This is a genomic window from Hominiventricola filiformis, assembly GCF_020686965.1.
Taxonomy (GTDB): Bacteria; Bacillota; Clostridia; order Lachnospirales; family Lachnospiraceae; genus Hominiventricola; species Hominiventricola filiformis.
Genome location: NZ_JAJEPS010000004.1, coordinates 113,164 through 131,967 on the forward strand (window position 1 = coordinate 113,164; position 18,804 = coordinate 131,967).

An 18,804-nucleotide genomic window follows, 5' to 3' on the forward strand; every position below is an offset into this window, starting at 1 on the left:
CCCGTACTGCTCTATAGAAAGGCTTCCAGCAGCTCCCGCTGGGATGTGCTGAAATTTTTACCCTGTTTGCCATATTCATTTTCGATACCACCCAGGAGATGCTTCATCCCCACCGGCACCCCTTCCGACGCTGCCAGCAATGCACCATGCAGTGCCGCATTTTTAATGGATGCACCGGACAGCTCAAAGGCCTGGGCCAGCATCAGCGCATCCACCTCTCCGGCTACCGGTGTATCTTTCGGGAAAATGCTCTCCCACAGTTCTTTTCTGAGTGCCGCATCCGGCATCGGAAAATGCACCATGTAGGAAATTCTTCTGCGGAACGCATCATCAAAATTCTGTAAAAGATTGGTCGCCAGAATCGATACGCCGCTATACTGCTCTATTCTCTGTAAGAGATACGCCGTCTCCGCGTTGGAATACCGGTCCTGGGCATCCGACACGTCGCTTCTCTTCGTGAAAATGGCATCCGCCTCGTCAAAGAGAAGAATGCAGTCGCATTTATCTGCTTCCTCGAAGATCCGTCCGATGTTTTTCTGGGTTTCCCCGATATATTTACTGATCAGCTGGGAGAGATCCACCCGGTAAAGGGGCATTCCCAGTTCATTCGCCATGACCTGCGCCGCCATGGTCTTTCCCGTTCCAGGTGCTCCGTAGAACAGAATGGAGATTCCGTTTCCATAGGAAAATTTCTGTCCGAATCCCCACTGCTCCAGCACCTGCTCCTTTGCGGAAATCATCCTGCAGATCTGCTGAAGCTTCTGATACTGCGCAGCCGGAAGTTTCAGTTCCGCAAAGCTTCTCGTTGCCGGAAGCAGCTGAAGTCTCGTGCCTGCTGCCGGAAGAAGCACCGTATTTTCAATGGTCATGCCGGATTCTGCTTCTGCCCGGATATTTTTCAGATACTGAAGATAGGTTCCTGTCGGAAGCTGTCTCCCTGCAATCTGGGCTTTCTTCATCGTCTCCGGGAGGGTATGCCAGATCTCTCCCAATATATCTTCCGCCATCTGTTCTTTTAACTGCCGGTCCGGACGTTCGGTACTCCTGGTCAGTACTGCTCCTTCTGTCCTCTCCGTCAAAGGCCGGTCCGCATCCCGGATCATCCCGAAAAAGGTAAAGCAGTCTGCCAGATCCTGCAGCAGTCCTTCTCTTTCTTCTTTTCCCATTCGGATACAGAAAAAGCTGTCATACAGTGCCGTGCAGAGAATACAGTCATTTAATTCCCGTCTTCCTCCCTGAAACCGGTCACCATCCATCAGCAAAAGCGTCATTCCTTCTTCCGCCGCCAACTGTTCCATCAGAAAAGTCCTTCCGCTTCCTTTTTCTCCTGTGAGACAAAAGATCAACGATCCTCCCCTTTTTTCTGCCAGACGGAAGATCTTTTTCCCATCCTCCAGAATCGATTCTGTTCCATAAGAATGCTCTTCCCGTGGCAGCACCAGCTTCACGCCTGACGGCAGCTCCGGACTCTTTCCTTCAAGGAAGGAAAACATAACCTCCGCCAGTACGATCCGGCCATCCGCCGGTCGATACCATGTCGGAAGAGAAGCCGTATTTTCCGGCTCCTCCTCATAGATTTCCATATAAAGTTTCCGGAAGGTTTCCGCAGAGATGCTTCCCTCCACCGCACAAAGTCCCCAGGAAGCACATAGAAGTAACTGCTCCATTTCTTCCATATTCAATCGACGGACCGCCTCGGTCCATGGAAAGAACGTTCCTGTATCCTGCCCTTCCTGCATGATTTCACGTAAAACGGCCTGCAGCTGCTCTTTTTTATCAACTGCCTGTCCCTTTGCAAAATCTCTTCCTGCTTTTTTTAATCTGCGGCTCAGAATCTCTGCGTAATTCATATAGCTCTCCTTACAGTCCGGTTATTTTGTACACTCTTTCAACAGCATTTCCTTCATCAGGTCATATCCCATCCCCATCTCCAGAATGGTATCTGCTACGACTCCAGCATCAAAAGGTTCTCCGGATACCCCTATCACGGTCGCCCGATACTGCACCAGCGGCTCCTGCCCTTCTTCTGCCGAACCATAAAAATAATGTCCCACACGACTTGTGCGATTCATAAAATTCACCATTTTTAAAATGCACTGTTCATCCGGATTTTCCAGTTTTACCCTGATCTGACTGTAAAAGATCAGATATCGGGCAAGACTTTTTCCTGTATCATCCAAATCCACCAGCATTCCACTGGCCAGATGAAGATCTTCACTTTCTATATCATCCAGGTCATCCGGCACTTCATCCACGCTGGGCAGACATACTAACAAAGTGGCATCCTCTGCTAACCTTCCGGGCGTCAGCACCTCTGCTGCAAGATCCAGCTCTTCCAATTCTTTTTTTAATTGCTCCAGATCTCGTATTTTCTTCCCGATCGTATCCATGCTTTCCTCCATCACTCCTGCCCAAATGAGGCTGCGATCTTCTTTCTCAGCTCCGCTTTACTTGGCGCATTGATCAATTCCGGCATATCTGCATCCAGTCCTCTTCTTAAGACATTGTGCAGCTGGCTTACATTTCTTCCCTGCCGGACAATGGTCTTAGGATTCACGGTATCAAGCTCCGGCTCATTCTTGAAGCCTCTGGTCTGCGTCCAGATATCCGAATTTCCCACCTCGCTCATACGGTCTATCATCATAATTGCCATGTCATTTCTGGTAGTTTCTTTATTATCTGCAGTTCCTGTCAGTTTGCGTGCAATCCCATAGACCTGTGCCGCACCTCCCCGTGCCAGAGAATATCCTCCGTTGACAATCCCGACTGTCGATGCTGTTCCCAGCAGTGCTGCACCTGCGACTGCCCCAGCTCCGGTCATACATGCGATTTCTCCGGTAAGTTTCGTTCCTGAACTAATCAATCCTACGGTTCCTTTTCCGATCTCTTCCAGCTGATGATATAAAGCTTTTCTCATTTTCTTATGAGATTTATCCAGCTCTCTATACTCTTCCATCAGTTCCAGTGCTTCCATCTGCCGAAGTTTTGATTTATTCTCTTTCATTTTGTTGGGTTGTACGCGTTCTCCCCGTTCCTCTTTTGCCCGGTCTTCCGCAATTTCATTCCGAAGTACTGCCATTCGCTCTCCTATTCCGTACTGGGCCTCCCGGTATCTGGAGTCATTTCTGGAGCGCATCTCATCACTTTTCACGATATGAATTTGGGACGCGCCGTTCTGATTTCCCAAGGCCACCTTCTGAAGCAGAGCTTTTCTTTTTTCGTTTACATCACCGGATCTGCTGCGATACCGTTCTTCCTGCAGTGTGTATGCTTCTGCTGCCGTTTCATCCTTCGTCGCAGCATTCTCATATTTTGCTTTCTTTTTCTGAATTCGGTCAAAAATCTGGTTGCGGTCTCTTCTCATCATCTCTATATGTACACTGGAATCAACCATATCTGTCAGATTCAGTATTATGGCAAGTCCCCCCTGGGTTAAAGAAAGACAGCTTCCCAGAAGAGGCACCAGCGCGGTAAAAACAGAAAGGGTTCCATTGATATCTCCAAACACATCCACAAGCTTATGGAAGATTCCTTTGATATTTTTCCATCTCTGCTGGGCATCCAGCTGAGATCCTTCTGTGGCATTGGCTGCTTTTATCCAGTTGGCTCCTGCTTTCACAAGACTGATTACATGCAGAACTCCGCTGATCAAACTTAATATATTCCCCACGATTCCGTTCGCATCTACAGAGTCTTCTTTATTCAGTCTTGTTTTATTATTTCCCCGTTTTATAAATTTTTCGGCCGTTTCAGCCGCTTCTCCATAATCCTTCTTATCTCCGGCAATTCCACTGGAAGTGGCTGCCGTTTCAGCAATCGCGCTAATGGTTCCATGCCAATCCTTCAGGCGCTCCTTTAAAAACTCTTTGAATGCAGTAAGAGAAAAAGCTTTCCCCAGTTTTTCCTTGGCAATGGATAATCTGTCTTTCTTGTCTGCTTCATAATCTGTACTTTCCGTTGAAGTTGCCGGATCCGCATGTCCGGTAAGATAATCTGCATCTGCATTTGCTCCGCCGTTTAATGTTTTGACCTTTTTAATCAATGTCTCCAACGGAGTTCCCTTTTGTTTCAGGATGTTTTCTTTCTGTTCCCTGACTTTTGCATCTTTTCTGGCCTTATGATCAATGGCATCCTGCGCCCCATCCGCTTTGGAGAGAAACTCCTGTTCCAGTGCCTGATACTCCGCATCCCCCTGAAGATTCATTCCTCTTGCCATCCGCTGCATATTTTCAAACTGTCCTCTGGCATCATCCAGTTTTTCTCTGTCAAGGGCTCCGCCTGCGGATTCCGCATTTCTTGTCAGCTGCGTGACCTGATCCATAATCCGCTTTCTGTAATTTTGATCTGCCGACCGTTCCTTATCCGTGCGTGGAACAGGCGGTCTGTATTCCTGTTTGACAGGTGCTGCTGTTTTCTTTGATGGTTTTCCAAATAATTTTCTTAATAACCCCGGCATCTGCTACTCCTCCTGTTCTTCCATCAGATAATAATAAGGTCCAAAATCACTGGCAATCATCTGCTTCCCGGTCTTCGCAAGTTCCCGCTTTACCCCGGTCAGCACGTGCTTCATGGTTACCTTTTCCTTCTTTGCTGCCGCAAGAAAAGCGGCTGCGACTGCCACATTCTTTATCTGGCTGCCTGAAAATTTGTATTCTTCTGCAAGGAATTCCACATCCAGCATTTCTCTCGGAACTTCTGCCGGAAATACATGCTCCCAGATTTTCCGACGTCTCGTAATATCCGTAAAGGGAAATTCAATGACATATTTAAATCTTCGTAAAAATGCACTGTCAAAATTTTGAAGAAGATTCGTCGCAAGGATCATCACGCCTTCGTATTCCTCTATTTTCTGAAGCAGGTATGCCGTGCTGGCATTTGCATACTTATCATTGGAATCCCGCTGCTCCGTTCTTTTTCCGAATAAGGCATCTGCCTCATCAAAGAAGAGGATGCTCTGGCTCTTCGCCGCCTGTCTGAAAATATTTCCCAGTTTTTTCTCGGATTCCCCTATATATTTGGACATCACCCCTGCCATGTCTACCTTATACAGTTCCATTCCAAGGCGGTTTGCCATGACCTGAGCCGCCATGGTCTTGCCAGTTCCGGGAGGTCCGTAGAAGATCATGGACACGCCTCTTCCATAGGCAATCTTCTCTTCAAATTTCCATTGATGATAGACCTGATGATGACACATCACCTGGTCACAGGCATCCTGAAGCATCTTTTTCTGGAATGCCGGCAGCACCAGATCATCCCACTGGTATTGTGCCTGAATTCTGACTGCATCGTCTCCCAGGCTGTGTTCCAGCCGGTTTCTGCAGGCTTCCAGAATCCATTTTGCTTCCGTCTTTTTTCCTTCCATCTTCAGACGGTTTTCATATTCTTCGGCACTTATCACAATTGCTCCCGGAGTCAGCTGATATTTATCTGACAGAAACAAAAGATCAAACGCATCCGGTATCTGTTCTTCTCTCAGCACATGTTTCCACAGGATCAGCCGTTCCTCTGTAGTTGTCTTCGGTATTTCCATATAAATCGTCTGGCTTCTGTTGTCGTGCTGCTTTGTTGGATTTTTAAAAACAGATGTAAAAAATACAGGTTCTTCCCACTCACCCAGTTCCTGCAGCAGATGTTCGGAAATCCCGCCATCTTCCGGCAGATCAGCAAAGCACAAAATGGCATTACCTCTTAAAACGGTCTCCCTTTTCAGCCTTTGAACCAGCATGGATAACTCACAGAGGGTATCCGGCAAAGTGTTTCCTCTCACAAGCAGTATTTCCCGTCCGAAGGTCTGACAAAATGCTGCGACCTGATATTTTTTCCCGGAACCCTGTTCTCCAAAAAGAAATATCCTTTTTTTCTGCCTGATGCTTCTGCTGATTCCGGTCTGTATTTCCTGCTGGATCCAAAGTTTTGGTTCCGGGTGGTATGTATAATCTACATACATCTTAAGTTCGTCATCCACCGATCCATAATCCTGCAGGTAAGCAAAAATTCTGTCATCCAGATGAAGTCCTTTTTCCAGAAGTGATTCCCCTCTCTGACCTGCTTCCGTCCCGGCAAACAGCCAGGAAAGTAGTTCTTTTCTTGACAGACATTTTCTTTTAATCTCTATGGTTTCCGCTTCTTCCAGAGCATACAGTCTGGTGCAGAAATGAATCGTTGGCCCCTTTCCTCCCTGATATTCGCACATTGCAGAGACAGCAAGGCCCGTCTCATGATCCATCTGTGATGCCCAGGCAAGAATGAGCAAAAAAGCTTCAAAGTCCGTAAGTCCGAATGCATGAATTACATATTCCATGGCGATGACGATTCCGTTTTCCCGCATACTTTTCTTTCCGCATTCCCGGATATGGGACAGTTCCTGAAGTGCTTCTTTCTTATGATTCCAGAACTCCGGATGAGATTTTTGAAGCGTCCGGGTCAGCTCCTGATGGGACAGGATACTTCCGCCAATTCTCGGAAGCATATCGCCTTTTGTCTCCTCCTGGTAAAATTTCTCATATACCAGTAACAGTTTTCGGATACTTTCCAATAAAGCCAGCTGATATTCCAGTTCATTTTGAAATCTGTAATCATCCATATTTTTCATCCATTCTCATCCCCCGGTTCTGTTTCTTCCGGTACTTCTCTTTCCGCTGTCTCCTGAAGTGTCTTTTTCTTTTCCCTGTAATAGGCTTCTATATCCTGTTTCTGAAAATCATATGCATAATTAAGTCTTCTTAAAAAATGCTTCTGTGCAGTCTCTTTTCTCGTCAGAATGGATTCCGTCAGGTTTTCCATCGTCAGGTTTTCCACTGCTTCTCTTCGAAGCCCTCTCACCTCTTCTGATTTCTCCTGGTTCTCCCGGATTGCTTCCTGTATTTCTTTTCTGCGCTTTCGTATCTGGGTCAGCTCTTCTGTTTCCTCCGACTTCATAAAAAACGGCATCGTCTTCTGTATGGCTTCCATATTATTTCTTCCCAGATAAGTCTGAATGGAATATCTGGTCCATGGCTTATTCTCTTTTTTCTCGATCAGGACAGATGCCATCTCCCATCGTTTGGAAACATAAGCCCTGTTCTCATTATTGCCTTTCAGAAGAGATTTCTGCTGATATTCTTTCATCTCTCTCTGATAGCGGCTTGCCACGGTGTCATAACGGGAGGTTTTCAGATTTGCAAACAGGAATACCCGTTCCCGATTCGGGTTATAGCCCATCTGCAGCGTGCCGAACATATTCTCCTGTTTCAGCAGACGATCACAGCCAAACAGATGTCCAGCCATCTGACTCTCATAATAGCCCTCTATTTTTGTATGTTTTGCGAAATATTCTATCTGCACATGGCTTGCCGCTGTCAGACGGTCTGACACTTCCCGAAAATGTTCTTTTTTCTTCTGCTGTAAGTCTCTTTCTGCTTTCATTCCGTCTACCTCCGGCCACACGCAGTCTATTGTAAGATACATTTTGACAGAAAAAGACAGGAACCGCACTGCCCGAACGGGTAGTCCTTGTTCCTGTCTCTATAAAAGCCTGTATTCTTTGATCATATTGACCGCCTGGCTGCGGTTCTTCGCTCCCAGTTTCTGATAAATATTTTTCAGGTGATATTTGACGGTATTTTCTGAAACACAGAGCTGGGCAGCGATCTCTGCATTCTTCTCTCCCAAAGCCAGCAGATGAAGCACATCTTTTTCATAACTGGTAAACTGATCAAGCCTCATGGTCTCCCGCTGCCTTAAATATCCCGGATAGATCAGCATCTGCGCCCTGCAGGCGCTCATAACTTCCCGGATATACGGATCTTTCTTCCATTCGTCTCTCCGCTCTGTCAGTGCAGACAATGGCTCATAGACCGCCTCTCCTTCATCAGCAAATACCCGGATGAACCTGGTCTTACGTCCCAGCTCCAGTGCTTCTGTCAGTTTTTCCTGCCAGCAGGACTGTTCTTCCCGATAATCAATAATGGCTTCCAGCATACGAACCTGAATCTCCAGATAATACATCTGATAATTGACAGCAAATTCCAGCAGAGAACGAAGCAGAAGACGCGCCGCCATATAGCTTTCCTGCCAGATATAGATTTTTGTTTTCATGAGATACGAATAATACATGGGACTCTGGAATCTGCCGCTGTCATCCGGAGCTTTATTTTTCATCCATGTGAGAATTTGTTCTTTATTATTTTTCAGAAGATGATACTGGATTCTGTGGGCATCGAAACTGGTATTCCAGAATTCATCCTCTTCTGCCTCTTCCTCCAGACGGTAAAGCACGAAGGCATCCGCCCCCTGAGCCTGATTCCTGGCTATCATAAGATCTGCCATTTTCAGACTGCACAGCTTCTGAAACCTGCTGTTCTGCTGTTTTCTCGCTTCATAAAAAGCTTCTGACAAGAGGTTTCCGGCTTCTTCCAGACGGTTATATTCGTAACAGACTTCTGCCCGGAAGAACCGTTCCAGCACATAATACCCGGGACCGACTACCGATCCCATGTTTTGTGGAAATACATCTTTCTCTGAAAATGCCCCTCCTTTTTCCAGAAAGCGGCAGAAGTCTTTATTTCCATGCAGGATAGAAATCTGTTCCGGCAAAAAATTACCCTGATACTCTCCTCTTCCTAAGATCTCCATGCCTCCCGGAAGGGACATCACCTGCCGCAGCTTCTCTGCTGTCACACCACCTGGCCTTACCTGCTCCAGACAGAACAATGCCTGACTGATCCGGATCTGTTCTTTCCCCGATGTCTGTTCCAGCATCCGATACAACTGCTGCTCATAGAGCCGGCTCTCCTCTGCATTTCCGCGGATCGCCTCCTGCACAGATCTGGCCATCAGAAGTTCCGGGCAGCTTTTTAAGTACAGTTCCGGAATTCTCAGGCAGGCATCTTCCAGTTTTAAAAACACCTCACAGGAAAGTTTCCCCCGGAAAATGTTTCCAAGCAGAACCACCATATGTTCCCAGTCATTTAAAAGGTCTGCGAAACGAAGTGCCGAGAAGCAGTCATTCTTCTGCTCATAGTATTCCATGGATCTCCGATACAGATCGGTTAACATCTCCTGATCCATATATTTCTGTACGCACCGTTTCAGAAATTTTCCAAACAGTATCGAAAACTCCCATCGCCCCACACCGGTCGGAATGAGAATACTTCCCTTTTTTAAAAGTCTCTGTATAAACGCTTTGCTTTCTTTTACTGATAAATCTGCCAGACTCCAGATCAGTTCTTCGGTCAGTTCTTCGAAAAAACTCAGTCTGACAAGAATATTCTGATCTTCCACCAGTAATGTACGGAAAAAATAAAGATCAATCCAGCTGTAGACATCTTCCAGACACTGTTCTTTCACCACCCTGCAATAACCTTTTTTTGAACTGCTCAGAGGATTTTCCAGCATATAGAGGCATAATGGCATATTTCGAAAATCTTTTTCTATCCGAAATGCATCTTCTTCACTCAGATAAATTCCCTTTTTCCCGAAATACCGGCGCACTTCTTCCCTGTTTGGTTTCATTTCCCTGATTCCATAGGTAATGAGCCGTCCGGCTACACGGAATGGAAGTAATTCTTCCGCAATCGGTGCTGAAGACGCAATCACATATTTTTCGCCGTGGCTGCTTTTTCCGATCCTTTTCCACAGGTGCTCCCGGTCACTTTCCTCCGGCAGAATTTCATTCAGATCTGTAATGATAAAAATCTGTCCATCCTCTTCCGGAAGAGATTGAAGCTGTTCTGCTGCATAACCTTCTTCCAGCATCTGTATGGAAACCTCCGGATGATGTTCCGCAAAACCCATGAGAAAAGTATGTTTTCCCCATCCGATGGGAGCCTGCAGCAAGATCAAATCATAACGCATCAGGTCATTGCAGAGCCTTTCATCAAGCTCCCGATTATCAATATGGACTTCTTTTTTATAAGTTGTCCCTGCTGCCATCTGCCAAACCCATCCTTTGTATCATTCTATAGTTTCACTATACGCAGTTCTTCTTTCCGCTTCAACCAAGGTTCGGCAAACGGTAATTTATGTTCCTCAAACGGCAAATATATTTACTTCTGGATATGACAAAAAAGATGTGCTATACTGGAAAATAATGATATAAAAGAGGTCTGTTATGATAAAAATCTCTCTTGTGGATGATGATCCGTCAGACCGGAGCTTCCTCCATTCTCTTGTGTCCGGCTCTTTTGAGAAAACCGGCATTGCCGTTGAGATCAGTGAGTTTGAAAGTGCAGAAGACTTTCTCTCTGTCTTTGAACCGGAAATTTTCGATCTCTGTTTTCTCGATATTTATATGAAAAAAATGAATGGAATGGACGCTGCCAGACAAATCCGGGAGCTGGATCCGGAGCTGGCCATTGTTTTCCTGACCAGCAGTGCAGACTATGTCTATGAAGGCTATGAAGTGCAGGCTCTGCGTTACCTGACCAAACCACCGGTTCCTGAAAAAGTTCACGCGGTTATCGACCAGTTTCTCGCACAGACGGTACTGAAAAACCGACGTCTGGCTGTCTCTTCCGGCAAACAGAACTATGAAGTTCCCTATGGAAAGATTCTCTATATTATGTCGGTGGGCAATAATATTGAACTCCATCTGAAAGACACCTGTATCCGCCTGTCCGCAAGACACACTTTTACGAAAACCATAGAACCACTGCTCCAGGATTTCCGGTTCATTTCATGTGCCCGCGGCGTGGTCGTCAATCTGGCTCATGTAAAAGCGCTGGAAAAAGATCGTTTTCTTATGGACAATGGAGCACCGATTCCCATCAGCCGAAGACAGTATGCAGCTGTCAATGACGCTTATATTGATTTTCAATTTGAGCATATGCTCTGATCTGGACAACTATTGTGAAGGAGGAATTATGACATGAAAAAATTGCTGTTGCTTCCAGTCTGTGTACTGGTTTTATGTATGACAGTTCCTGCTTCTTTCGTATTTGCTGAAGAAGAGCTTTCTTCTGAGGTTTCCTGTGGAGGAATCATTACCGCTATTCAGAGACAAGGATTACTCTCTTCTATTCCGCCTCTGGTATTTTACAGTAACGAAGATTCTTCCACCCTTGATGCCTGCGTGCAGGAATATAGACAGATGCTGGCATCTGTAGTCGCTACCGTCGATGAAAACGGTACCTCTGCCGAAATGCCACTGACGGTTTGCTGGTCAGGTCCTGATGTGGATCTGTCTTCTCCGGGACTTTATCAAATGACCGGTGACATTCTGGCTCCGGATGGATATACCTTCGCAGAAGGAGTCATTACCCAGATTATTGTTCCTTTTCAGATCAAATCTGCAGATGAGGTTTATCCGATCACTCTGATTGCCAATCAGAATCTCTGCGATGGCGGTATCATGCTTGCACTGAATGATATCGAAAGCTGGAATGAGGCCATAGACGATCTCCATTACATGGCTACGACTATGTATGGTCTTACAGAAGATGAACAGCCTGCTTATCTGGAAGTCGTCTCTATTGATGATACGCTTGTGGATCTCTCCGTTCCCGGAGAATATGAGATTATCATCACACTGGCAGTATCGGAAGAAAACAAGGTATCTTTCAGCCTCCCGGAACATCTTCAGAAAATCCGCGTACCGGTAAAAATCTCTGATCCGGATGCTTTTGAACTGTGGATTACCAAATATGATAACGACTCCTTTTCTTTTGATTATTTAAAAAAACTGGATTCCTCTTTTAAGCTCTATACATTGGAAAGTGAGACAGAACTGTCTCCGGACGAATTGCCCACTGCAGACTGGTCAGTCGACACCAATGGATCTCTGAACGTTGACGCCAACTGCATGTCTGTTCTCAGACGGAATCTTACTGTGGGACATTACTATTATTATCAGATCCGTTCCGATTCCTGCAGTTCCACAATTGTGATGCTGCAGGATAACGGTGAAAAATGCTCCTATGCCAGTATCGGAGGAAACCGGGACGGAAGTTCTGACAATCCCGGAGCAGATGATGTAATTCAGCCGGCGCCCACTGCTCCTGCTGAGACACCTTCACAGCCGGAAACAACTGCACCCATGGAATCTTTTACAGAAGACAGTGATACCATCTACGGTACCCGTCTTGACCTGTCCCGAAAAAACCATGGTGGAAGCGCCTCTTTTTCCAAACACGACATTCAGGCCACCCTTTCTTCTGATACCCTCGACAGTCTGGATATTGGAGCTTCTGATTCTCTGACTGTGGAAATCAAACAGGAAACACCATCCTCCGTGACTATTTCCGTATCAAAAAACGGCGAAACGGTCGCAGAGATTCCGGACACCAGAATCACTGCCCCTGTCAACGGCAAGCTTTATTCCTTTACCGTGCAGGAGACCGGTACTTATGAACTGCCCGAACGGGAAGTCGACAGCGAAAGCACCATCCATACTTCCGAGCTGCCGCCATCTGACCCTTCCGGCGGTCTCTTCAACCGAAATGGACTCCCCTTTTATCTGGGTCTTTCTGCGCTGTCTCTTGGCGGTAGTTTTCTGATTCTCAGACGGAGGATCTTCCGATGACACGTAAACAAATCATTTCAGGGATCTGCCTGATGCTTGCAGTTATTCTGATTGCATCAGGCAGTTATCTGTTTTTGTATCATTTCAATAATAAATATACCCGTCCGTCCCTGCAGCCTGCCAACGGACTGCTTGTATTGTCTGAAGAAGACCTTGCCGCCCAGCCTCTTACATTTCTGACCTCCGGCTGGGCATACTATCCTGATGTGCTTCTTACCCCCGCAGATTTTGACAACCAGACATCAAACCATTATATGATCTATACGGAAATAGGACAATATTCCCATTTTGACCTGACGGGAAATGATCAGCTTCCTCATGGAAGTGCCACTTATGCCCTGTGGCTTTCTCTGCCCCCAGGAACAGTCTGCGCCCTGGAATTGCCGGAAATCTTCAGTTCCTGCAATGTCTATATAGATGACCACCTCATCTTCCGGACCGGCAACCCGGATCCGTCTGCCTATAAAGCAAGAACTCAGGAGCATTTTCTGACTTTTACTTCCACCGGAAATACCCGGATTCTGCTATCCGTCAGTGATTATTCCCACTACTACAGCGGACTTACTTATCCGCCTGCCTTCGGAACCCCGGAAGCAGTCTCCCGGTATCAGAATCTGCGTCTTGGCATCTGCATGGCTGCGGATGCACTGGCGCTGCTCATTGCCCTTTTGGCATTCTATCTGGGTTTCCGTATGCATTATAAAAATGCACTCTGCTTCGGAGGACTCTGCCTTGCCATGGTAGGATTTACATCCTATCCGCTGATTCATACTTTTTTTGAATTACCTGTATTTCCTCTGTATGCCATGGAACTCTTCTGCGGCTATCTGATTCCGTTTTTCGTGCTTCTGCTTCACAACCAGATCTGCGAAACTGACCGCCGCCCGTCAATGATCAGCCAGTACCTTGCACTTTTCTTCTGCCTGCTGTCCTTTGGCTACAGTGCCTGTGCGCCCATGCTCACCACCGGACTCATGCAGGTATTTTCCGGTCTGGTCTTCACCTACAAAGTCTTTCTTGTCCTGTGGCTTCTTATAACCGCATCCCTGGCTTTCAAACGGCAGACCCCGGAATCTGTACCTTTATTCTATGGAGACCTTTTCTATGCCACTTCCTTTTTCTGGGATCTGCTGCTTCCGAAATTTGAGCCTGTCTATGGCGGATGGTTCTCCGAATGGGGTACCTCCCTCCTGCTGCTGATGATCCTTTATACATTGTGGAATGATCTGGTGAAGGCATATTCTTTCCGGCTCACCTTCTCTGAAGAACAGCGACAACTGACCCGGCAGATTGCGATCCAGAAAACCCACTATCAGGACTTATCCGACCGCATCGAGGAAACGGTGCGCATCCGACATGATTTTCGCCATCATATGCAGCTTTTAAATACATTGGTAGAAGAGGGAGAATATGAGAAATTAAAAGACTATCTGAAAGATTATCGAATTGCTTCTAATACGGACAACCGTACCGTCCTCTGTCGGAATCTGATCATCGATGCGATTTTGCAGTATTACAATACCCGCTGTCAGCAAAATCACATTGATCTGTCTGTCCATGCAGAGCTTCCCGCGGAACTGCCCTACTCAGATACAGATCTTTCCATCCTGTTTGGCAACCTTCTCGAAAATGCCTTTGAAGCCTGCACTTCTCAAATAAACGGTCGGAAATATATCCGCCTTCAGGCGGGATGGCAGCGTGAAAAACTCTGTCTGCGGGTAGAGAACAGCCATTCCAATCAGATCCATACCCACAAAGGCCGATACCTCTCCACCAAACATGATGGTGATGGCATCGGCACCCAGTCCGTCCGCGCTCTGACAGAACGCCTGAACGGACAGATCAAATTCGATGTGACCGACAACACCTTCCGGGTGTCAGTTATTTTATGATTCATCACAAAACTGTACGTTCCAGTTCCAGCAATGCAGCCTTTTTATCAATTCCGCCCGCATAGCCTGTCAAACTTCCATTGGCTCCTATTACCCGATGGCAGGGAATGATAATAGAAATTGCATTATGCCCTACTGCGCCACCTACTGCCTGGGCAGACATATGGGAAACTTGCTGTCTTTTGGCCATCTCCCGGGCAATCTCTCCATAAGTCATGGTCTTGCCATAGGGAATCTGTAACAGAATCTGCCACACCGCCTGTCGGAAGGCGGATCCAGCCGGATGAAGGGGCGGAGTGAATGCAGGTTCCTTGCCGGAAAAATATATATTCAGCCAATGTCTTGTCTCTGCAAGAACCGGTGTTTCCTTTAATAGCTGTTCTTCCGGAAGGGTTCTGGCAAAATATTTCTGCCCCTCAAACCACAGTCCTGTAAGGCCAGTATCATCAGCCGCCAGTAAGAGATTGCCTAATGGAGAATGATATGTGCCTATATATGCCATCTTTACATTTCCTCTATTTCAGTTTTTGTCACCCGTTTAATATGTCGTTCTTTCAGACGCAGATATACGAACTCCCGAAAAATCGTATAGAGCACTGACAACAGCGGAATGAAAACAAGCATTCCCACAATCCCCATAAGGTTTCCGCCGATGGTAACTGCTGCCAGCACCCAGATTGATGGAAGTCCTACAGATTCGCCAACCACATGGGGATAGATCAGATTTCCTTCAATCTGCTGCAGCACCAGAAATACGATTATAAATAAGATTGCCTGTTTCGGGCTTACCATGAAGATCAAAAAACTTCCCACTGCACAGCCGATGAATGCCCCGAAAATGGGAACCAATGCCGTAAACGCAATTAAAACGCCTATCAAAAGTGCATATGGCATTCTCAAAATACTTAATGTAACACAAAACATACATCCGAGAATGATGGCTTCCAGACACTGACCCGTAAGAAAATTCGCAAATGTCCGATAAGTCAGAGAACAGATTCGAAGAAAAGCCTCTGCTTTTTCTTTTGGAAGGAAAGCAAAAAACACTTTTCTGATCTGTATGTGCAGCTTTTCTTTCTGAAAAAGAATATAACAGGAAAAAGAGAAAGCAATGAAAAAGGTTGCTACTCCGCTGACGATGGAACCCACGGCCGACACTGTCGTATTCATCATATTTCCTGCGCCATTTCCAAGAAAGCTGATCCCCCACTTGATCGCCTGGTCAGGATGAAACTGTACCTGATCTACCAGCTTCATAATCTCCTGGTTATTGTGGGAAAATTCCCGAATCCAGCTTTGCATCTGCGGAATAAAATCAGAAATGCTCATGACCAGAGTTCCCATTGTCCTTGTAAGCTGCGGAATCACCCCGAACATCACCAGTGCAATCACACCAATCCCCAATACGATTGTAAGGAGCAGGCTTATCGGTCTTGCCAGTTTTCCAACTGCTTTATTTTCTTTTTTTACCTTCGTAAAAATTTTCTTTTCCAAAAAGCTCATTGGCACATTGGTTACAAATGCGATCACCCCACCAAGCACAAAGGGAAATAGAATACTCCATATTTCCTTTAACACATCGAGCATCACATCAAACTTCCACAAGGCAGCCACAAGAAACGCTGTAAAGACAATGAGTTCCCGGATTTTTTTGACAGATATTTTGCTTGGATCCACTAACATTCTCCTTATTTTCCTACTTTCATACGTATCCATTTGAGCAGCTGAATGATCAGAAGACTGGCAAATGCATACAGATATACGCAGCCAAGCTGCATCAGATTCAGCGTCTCCACTTTAAACATGTGATGAAGTCCCGGAATCGTCAGTACAGCCGTAATGAGCACTGCCCCAAGGGCAAATGCTGCCTGAAGCCATTTGTTATTAAAGAACCGTTTTGTAAAGATAACCGGATGGTCTGATTTACAGTTGAATCCATGGAACAAACGTGCCAGGCAAAGTGTTCCGAAAGCATAGGTACTTCCGAGCAGCGCACCATTCTGATGATATCCAGTCAGGAATCCGACCATCGTCATTGCCCCAATCACCAGACCTTCCAGGCCGATTTTTTCAATAAAGTCTCTGGTCAGTATGGACTCGTTTGCAGATCTTGGTTTTTCATTCATCACCTCACTGTTATGGGGTTCCACACCCAGGGCAATTGCCGGAAGACTGTCCGTCAGGAGGTTAATAAACAGCAAATGTACCGGTGCAAAAGGAACCGGAAGTCCTGCAACGGATGCACAAAGGACTGTCAGAATTGCACCAAAGTTTCCTGACAGGAGAAATTGTATCGCGCGCTTGATATTCTGATATAAGTTTCGTCCATTTTCCACTGCTTTTATAATAGTTGCAAAATTATCATCTGTAAGCACCATCGCTGCGGCATCCTTTGCAACTTCTGTTCCGGTCACTCCCATTGCAACACCAATATCTGCCTGCTTCAATGCCGGAGCATCATTCACACCATCTCCAGTCATTGCCACGATCATCCCTTTCTCCTGCCATGCTCGTACAATACGGATCTTGTGCTCCGGTGACACTCTTGCATACACAGAAACATGGGGAACAAATTCTTTCAGCTGCTCATCACTCATATTTTCAATATCAGCGCCCTCACAGGCCTCTGATAAATCATGCAAAATTCCAATTCTCTTTGCAATTGCCGCTGCTGTAATTTTATGGTCTCCCGTGATCATGACCGGTCGAATTCCTGCTTTTATACATTCTGCAACTGCTGCCCTGGATTCTTCCCTTGGCGGATCCATCATAGCAATCAGGCCAAGAAATACCAGATGTTTCTCATCTTCCGTTGTCAATACATGATTCTCCGGAATTTCACGATAGGTAAATGCCAGTACCCGTAACCCTTCCATCGAAAAATCCTGATTCTGCCGTTGGATTTCTTCTCTGTCTGCTTCCGTAATTTCCCTGACTCCGTCTTTCGTCCAGATTCGCTCTGTCCGCTCCAGAAGCCGGTCGACCGCTCCTTTTACGATCATCCGGTTCTCACCGTCGATTCTGTGAAGTGTTGACATCATCTTACGGTCACTGTCAAAAGGAAGTTCTCCTTTCCTCGGATAAACCTTTCTTACACTTGCGGCCTCTATTCCATATCGACTGCCCAGATTGATCAATGCAGTTTCCGTCGGATCTCCGATTTCCACTCCATTTTCATTTGTCGAGTCATTACACAAAATGCTGTAATCCAAAAGACATCTTTGTGCCGGGTCTGCCACATCAATTGCGTCTGATGCAATCCTTTTTCCGTCAATATAATAATCTTCCACTGTCATTTTATTCTGCGTGAGCGTTCCTGTCTTGTCCGAACAAATGACAGACACGCTTCCCAGGCCTTCCACAGCCTGAAGCTTACGAATGATTGCATGCTCTTTTGCCATCTTCTGGGTTCCAAAAGAAAGAACAATTGTCACGATAGAACTTAAGGCTTCCGGAATTGCTGCAACTGCAAGGGCTACTGCAAACATAAATGCACTGCTGATCTTCTCACCGCGAAGTACATTGATTCCAAACAGGATTCCGCAAAATACAATGATAAGAATGGAAAGTTTCTTTCCAAATTCATCCAGATTTGCCTGAAGGGGTGTTTGTTTTTCCGAAGTTGATTTCAAAAGTCCCGCAATCTTTCCAACCTCTGTCTGCATTCCTACATTTGTTACAACTGCTTTGCCTCGCCCATATGTCACAAAGCTGCTGGAAAACAGCATGTTTGTCCGATCACCAAGGGGTGCTTCTGTCAAAATAGTATCCATACTCTTTTCAACTGCAAGGCTTTCGCCGGTAAGGGCACTCTCATCAGCCTTAAGACTGGCATTTTCAATCAGCCTTCCGTCTGCCGGAATCATATCACCTGCTTCAAGCAGAATCACGTCTCCAACAACCAGCTCTCTTGCCGGGAGCTGTACCGTTACCCCATCACGCAATACCTTTGCCTCCGGACAGGCAAGCTTCTTTAAACTCTGCAGGGACTGTTCCGCTTTTACTGTCTGCACAGTTCCCAAAATCGCATTGATCGTAATGACAATCACGATAACCGCTGCACTTTCCGCATCTCCAAGGATCCCGGATATCACTGCAGATGCAATTAGGATCAGCACTAAAAAATCCTTATACTGCTCAAGGAAAATCTGCAAAATGCTTTTTTTCTTTCCTTCTGCAAGCTCATTCCATCCACATTTCGTTCTGGCCCTTTGGACCTCTTCACTGGTAAGCCCTGATTTCCTGCTTTCCACACGATCGAAAACTTCTTCAACTGTCTGTTGATAAATTTCCTTCATTACTTTTGCCTCCTTTTTTACAAACTTATAACAACTGTAATTCTGATGCAATGAAAGGTTTTTTTCATAAAATGATATAAAAAAAGAGACCTTTATTGCATCACAAATAATGCAA

General features: G+C 46.0%; 12 protein-coding genes. 3 read left to right on the forward strand and 9 right to left on the reverse strand.

What is annotated here, in order from left to right; all coding sequences use genetic code 11:
* Window positions 1-11: 11 nt before the first annotated feature.
* From LKD36_RS05945 to LKD36_RS05970, 6 genes are all read right to left on the reverse strand, one after another.
* Window positions 12-1,850 carry an ATP-binding protein gene (locus tag LKD36_RS05945; RefSeq protein ID WP_308459061.1) on the reverse strand — a complete coding sequence of 613 codons (1,839 nt, stop codon included), beginning with the start codon at window positions 1,848-1,850 and terminating at the stop codon, window positions 12-14.
* A 21-nt stretch (window positions 1,851-1,871) separates the two neighbouring features.
* A complete protein-coding gene (locus LKD36_RS05950) occupies window positions 1,872-2,390 on the reverse strand; it encodes a hypothetical protein (RefSeq protein ID WP_308459062.1) in 519 nt (172 codons plus the stop codon).
* 11 nt (window positions 2,391-2,401) lie between these two features.
* Entirely contained in the window at window positions 2,402-4,456 is a 2,055-nt protein-coding gene (locus LKD36_RS05955; protein ID WP_308459063.1) for a hypothetical protein, read from the reverse strand.
* Between the two features lie 3 nt (window positions 4,457-4,459).
* Entirely contained in the window at window positions 4,460-6,592 is a 2,133-nt protein-coding gene (locus LKD36_RS05960) for an ATP-binding protein (protein WP_308459064.1), read from the reverse strand.
* The gene (locus LKD36_RS05965; protein ID WP_118769486.1) at window positions 6,589-7,404 is read right to left on the reverse strand and encodes a hypothetical protein; all 816 of its coding nucleotides are present in this window, start codon (window positions 7,402-7,404) and stop codon (window positions 6,589-6,591) included. The genes LKD36_RS05960 and LKD36_RS05965 overlap by 4 nt, the downstream gene beginning before the upstream one ends.
* 99 nt (window positions 7,405-7,503) lie before the next feature.
* Window positions 7,504-9,912, reverse strand: coding sequence for a LuxR C-terminal-related transcriptional regulator (locus tag LKD36_RS05970; protein WP_308459065.1), 2,409 nt, complete (start codon window positions 9,910-9,912; stop codon window positions 7,504-7,506).
* A 178-nt stretch (window positions 9,913-10,090) separates the two neighbouring features.
* On the opposite strand from LKD36_RS05970, the gene LKD36_RS05975 reads away from it, so the two are divergent.
* The 3 genes from LKD36_RS05975 to LKD36_RS05985 are packed head-to-tail and all read left to right on the forward strand — an operon-like array spanning window position 10,091 to window position 14,391.
* Window positions 10,091-10,813, forward strand: coding sequence for a LytR/AlgR family response regulator transcription factor (locus LKD36_RS05975; RefSeq protein WP_308459066.1), 723 nt, complete (start codon window positions 10,091-10,093; stop codon window positions 10,811-10,813).
* A gap of 33 nt (window positions 10,814-10,846) precedes the next feature.
* Window positions 10,847-12,499 (forward strand): hypothetical protein, encoded by a 1,653-nt coding sequence (locus tag LKD36_RS05980; protein ID WP_308459067.1) that lies wholly within the window; start codon window positions 10,847-10,849, stop codon window positions 12,497-12,499.
* Window positions 12,496-14,391, forward strand: coding sequence for an ATP-binding protein (locus tag LKD36_RS05985; RefSeq protein WP_308459068.1), 1,896 nt, complete (start codon window positions 12,496-12,498; stop codon window positions 14,389-14,391). The genes LKD36_RS05980 and LKD36_RS05985 overlap by 4 nt, the downstream gene beginning before the upstream one ends.
* Before the next feature lie 4 nt (window positions 14,392-14,395).
* Here LKD36_RS05985 and LKD36_RS05990 read toward each other — a convergent pair whose 3' ends face one another.
* From LKD36_RS05990 to LKD36_RS06000, 3 genes are read right to left on the reverse strand one after another with little or no spacing between them, the layout of a single operon-like run.
* Complete coding sequence (locus LKD36_RS05990) at window positions 14,396-14,893, reverse strand: methylated-DNA--[protein]-cysteine S-methyltransferase (protein WP_308459069.1); 498 nt, start codon at window positions 14,891-14,893, stop codon at window positions 14,396-14,398.
* Window positions 14,894-14,895: 2 nt separating this feature from the next.
* Window positions 14,896-16,068, reverse strand: coding sequence for an AI-2E family transporter (locus tag LKD36_RS05995; protein WP_308459125.1), 1,173 nt, complete (start codon window positions 16,066-16,068; stop codon window positions 14,896-14,898).
* 11 nt (window positions 16,069-16,079) lie between these two features.
* On the reverse strand, window positions 16,080-18,689 hold the full coding sequence (locus LKD36_RS06000) for a cation-translocating P-type ATPase (RefSeq protein ID WP_308459070.1): 2,610 nt from the start codon (window positions 18,687-18,689) through the stop codon (window positions 16,080-16,082).
* Window positions 18,690-18,804: the final 115 nt, after the last annotated feature.

What these genes read in the sequence shown, in the direction of transcription:
- LKD36_RS05945 (WP_308459061.1), bottom strand. Translation starts at nt 1,850, where the DNA reads ATGAATTACGCAGAGATTCTGAGCCGCAGATTAAAAAAAGCAGGAAGA.
- LKD36_RS05950 (WP_308459062.1), bottom strand. Translation starts at nt 2,390, where the DNA reads ATGGATACGATCGGGAAGAAAATACGAGATCTGGAGCAATTAAAAAAA.
- LKD36_RS05955 (WP_308459063.1), bottom strand. Translation starts at nt 4,456, where the DNA reads ATGCCGGGGTTATTAAGAAAATTATTTGGAAAACCATCAAAGAAAACA.
- LKD36_RS05960 (WP_308459064.1), bottom strand. Translation starts at nt 6,592, where the DNA reads ATGAAAAATATGGATGATTACAGATTTCAAAATGAACTGGAATATCAG.
- LKD36_RS05965 (WP_118769486.1), bottom strand. Translation starts at nt 7,404, where the DNA reads ATGAAAGCAGAAAGAGACTTACAGCAGAAGAAAAAAGAACATTTTCGG.
- LKD36_RS05970 (WP_308459065.1), bottom strand. Translation starts at nt 9,912, where the DNA reads ATGGCAGCAGGGACAACTTATAAAAAAGAAGTCCATATTGATAATCGG.
- LKD36_RS05975 (WP_308459066.1), top strand. Translation starts at nt 10,091, where the DNA reads ATGATAAAAATCTCTCTTGTGGATGATGATCCGTCAGACCGGAGCTTC.
- LKD36_RS05980 (WP_308459067.1), top strand. Translation starts at nt 10,847, where the DNA reads ATGAAAAAATTGCTGTTGCTTCCAGTCTGTGTACTGGTTTTATGTATG.
- LKD36_RS05985 (WP_308459068.1), top strand. Translation starts at nt 12,496, where the DNA reads ATGACACGTAAACAAATCATTTCAGGGATCTGCCTGATGCTTGCAGTT.
- LKD36_RS05990 (WP_308459069.1), bottom strand. Translation starts at nt 14,893, where the DNA reads ATGGCATATATAGGCACATATCATTCTCCATTAGGCAATCTCTTACTG.
- LKD36_RS06000 (WP_308459070.1), bottom strand. Translation starts at nt 18,689, where the DNA reads ATGAAGGAAATTTATCAACAGACAGTTGAAGAAGTTTTCGATCGTGTG.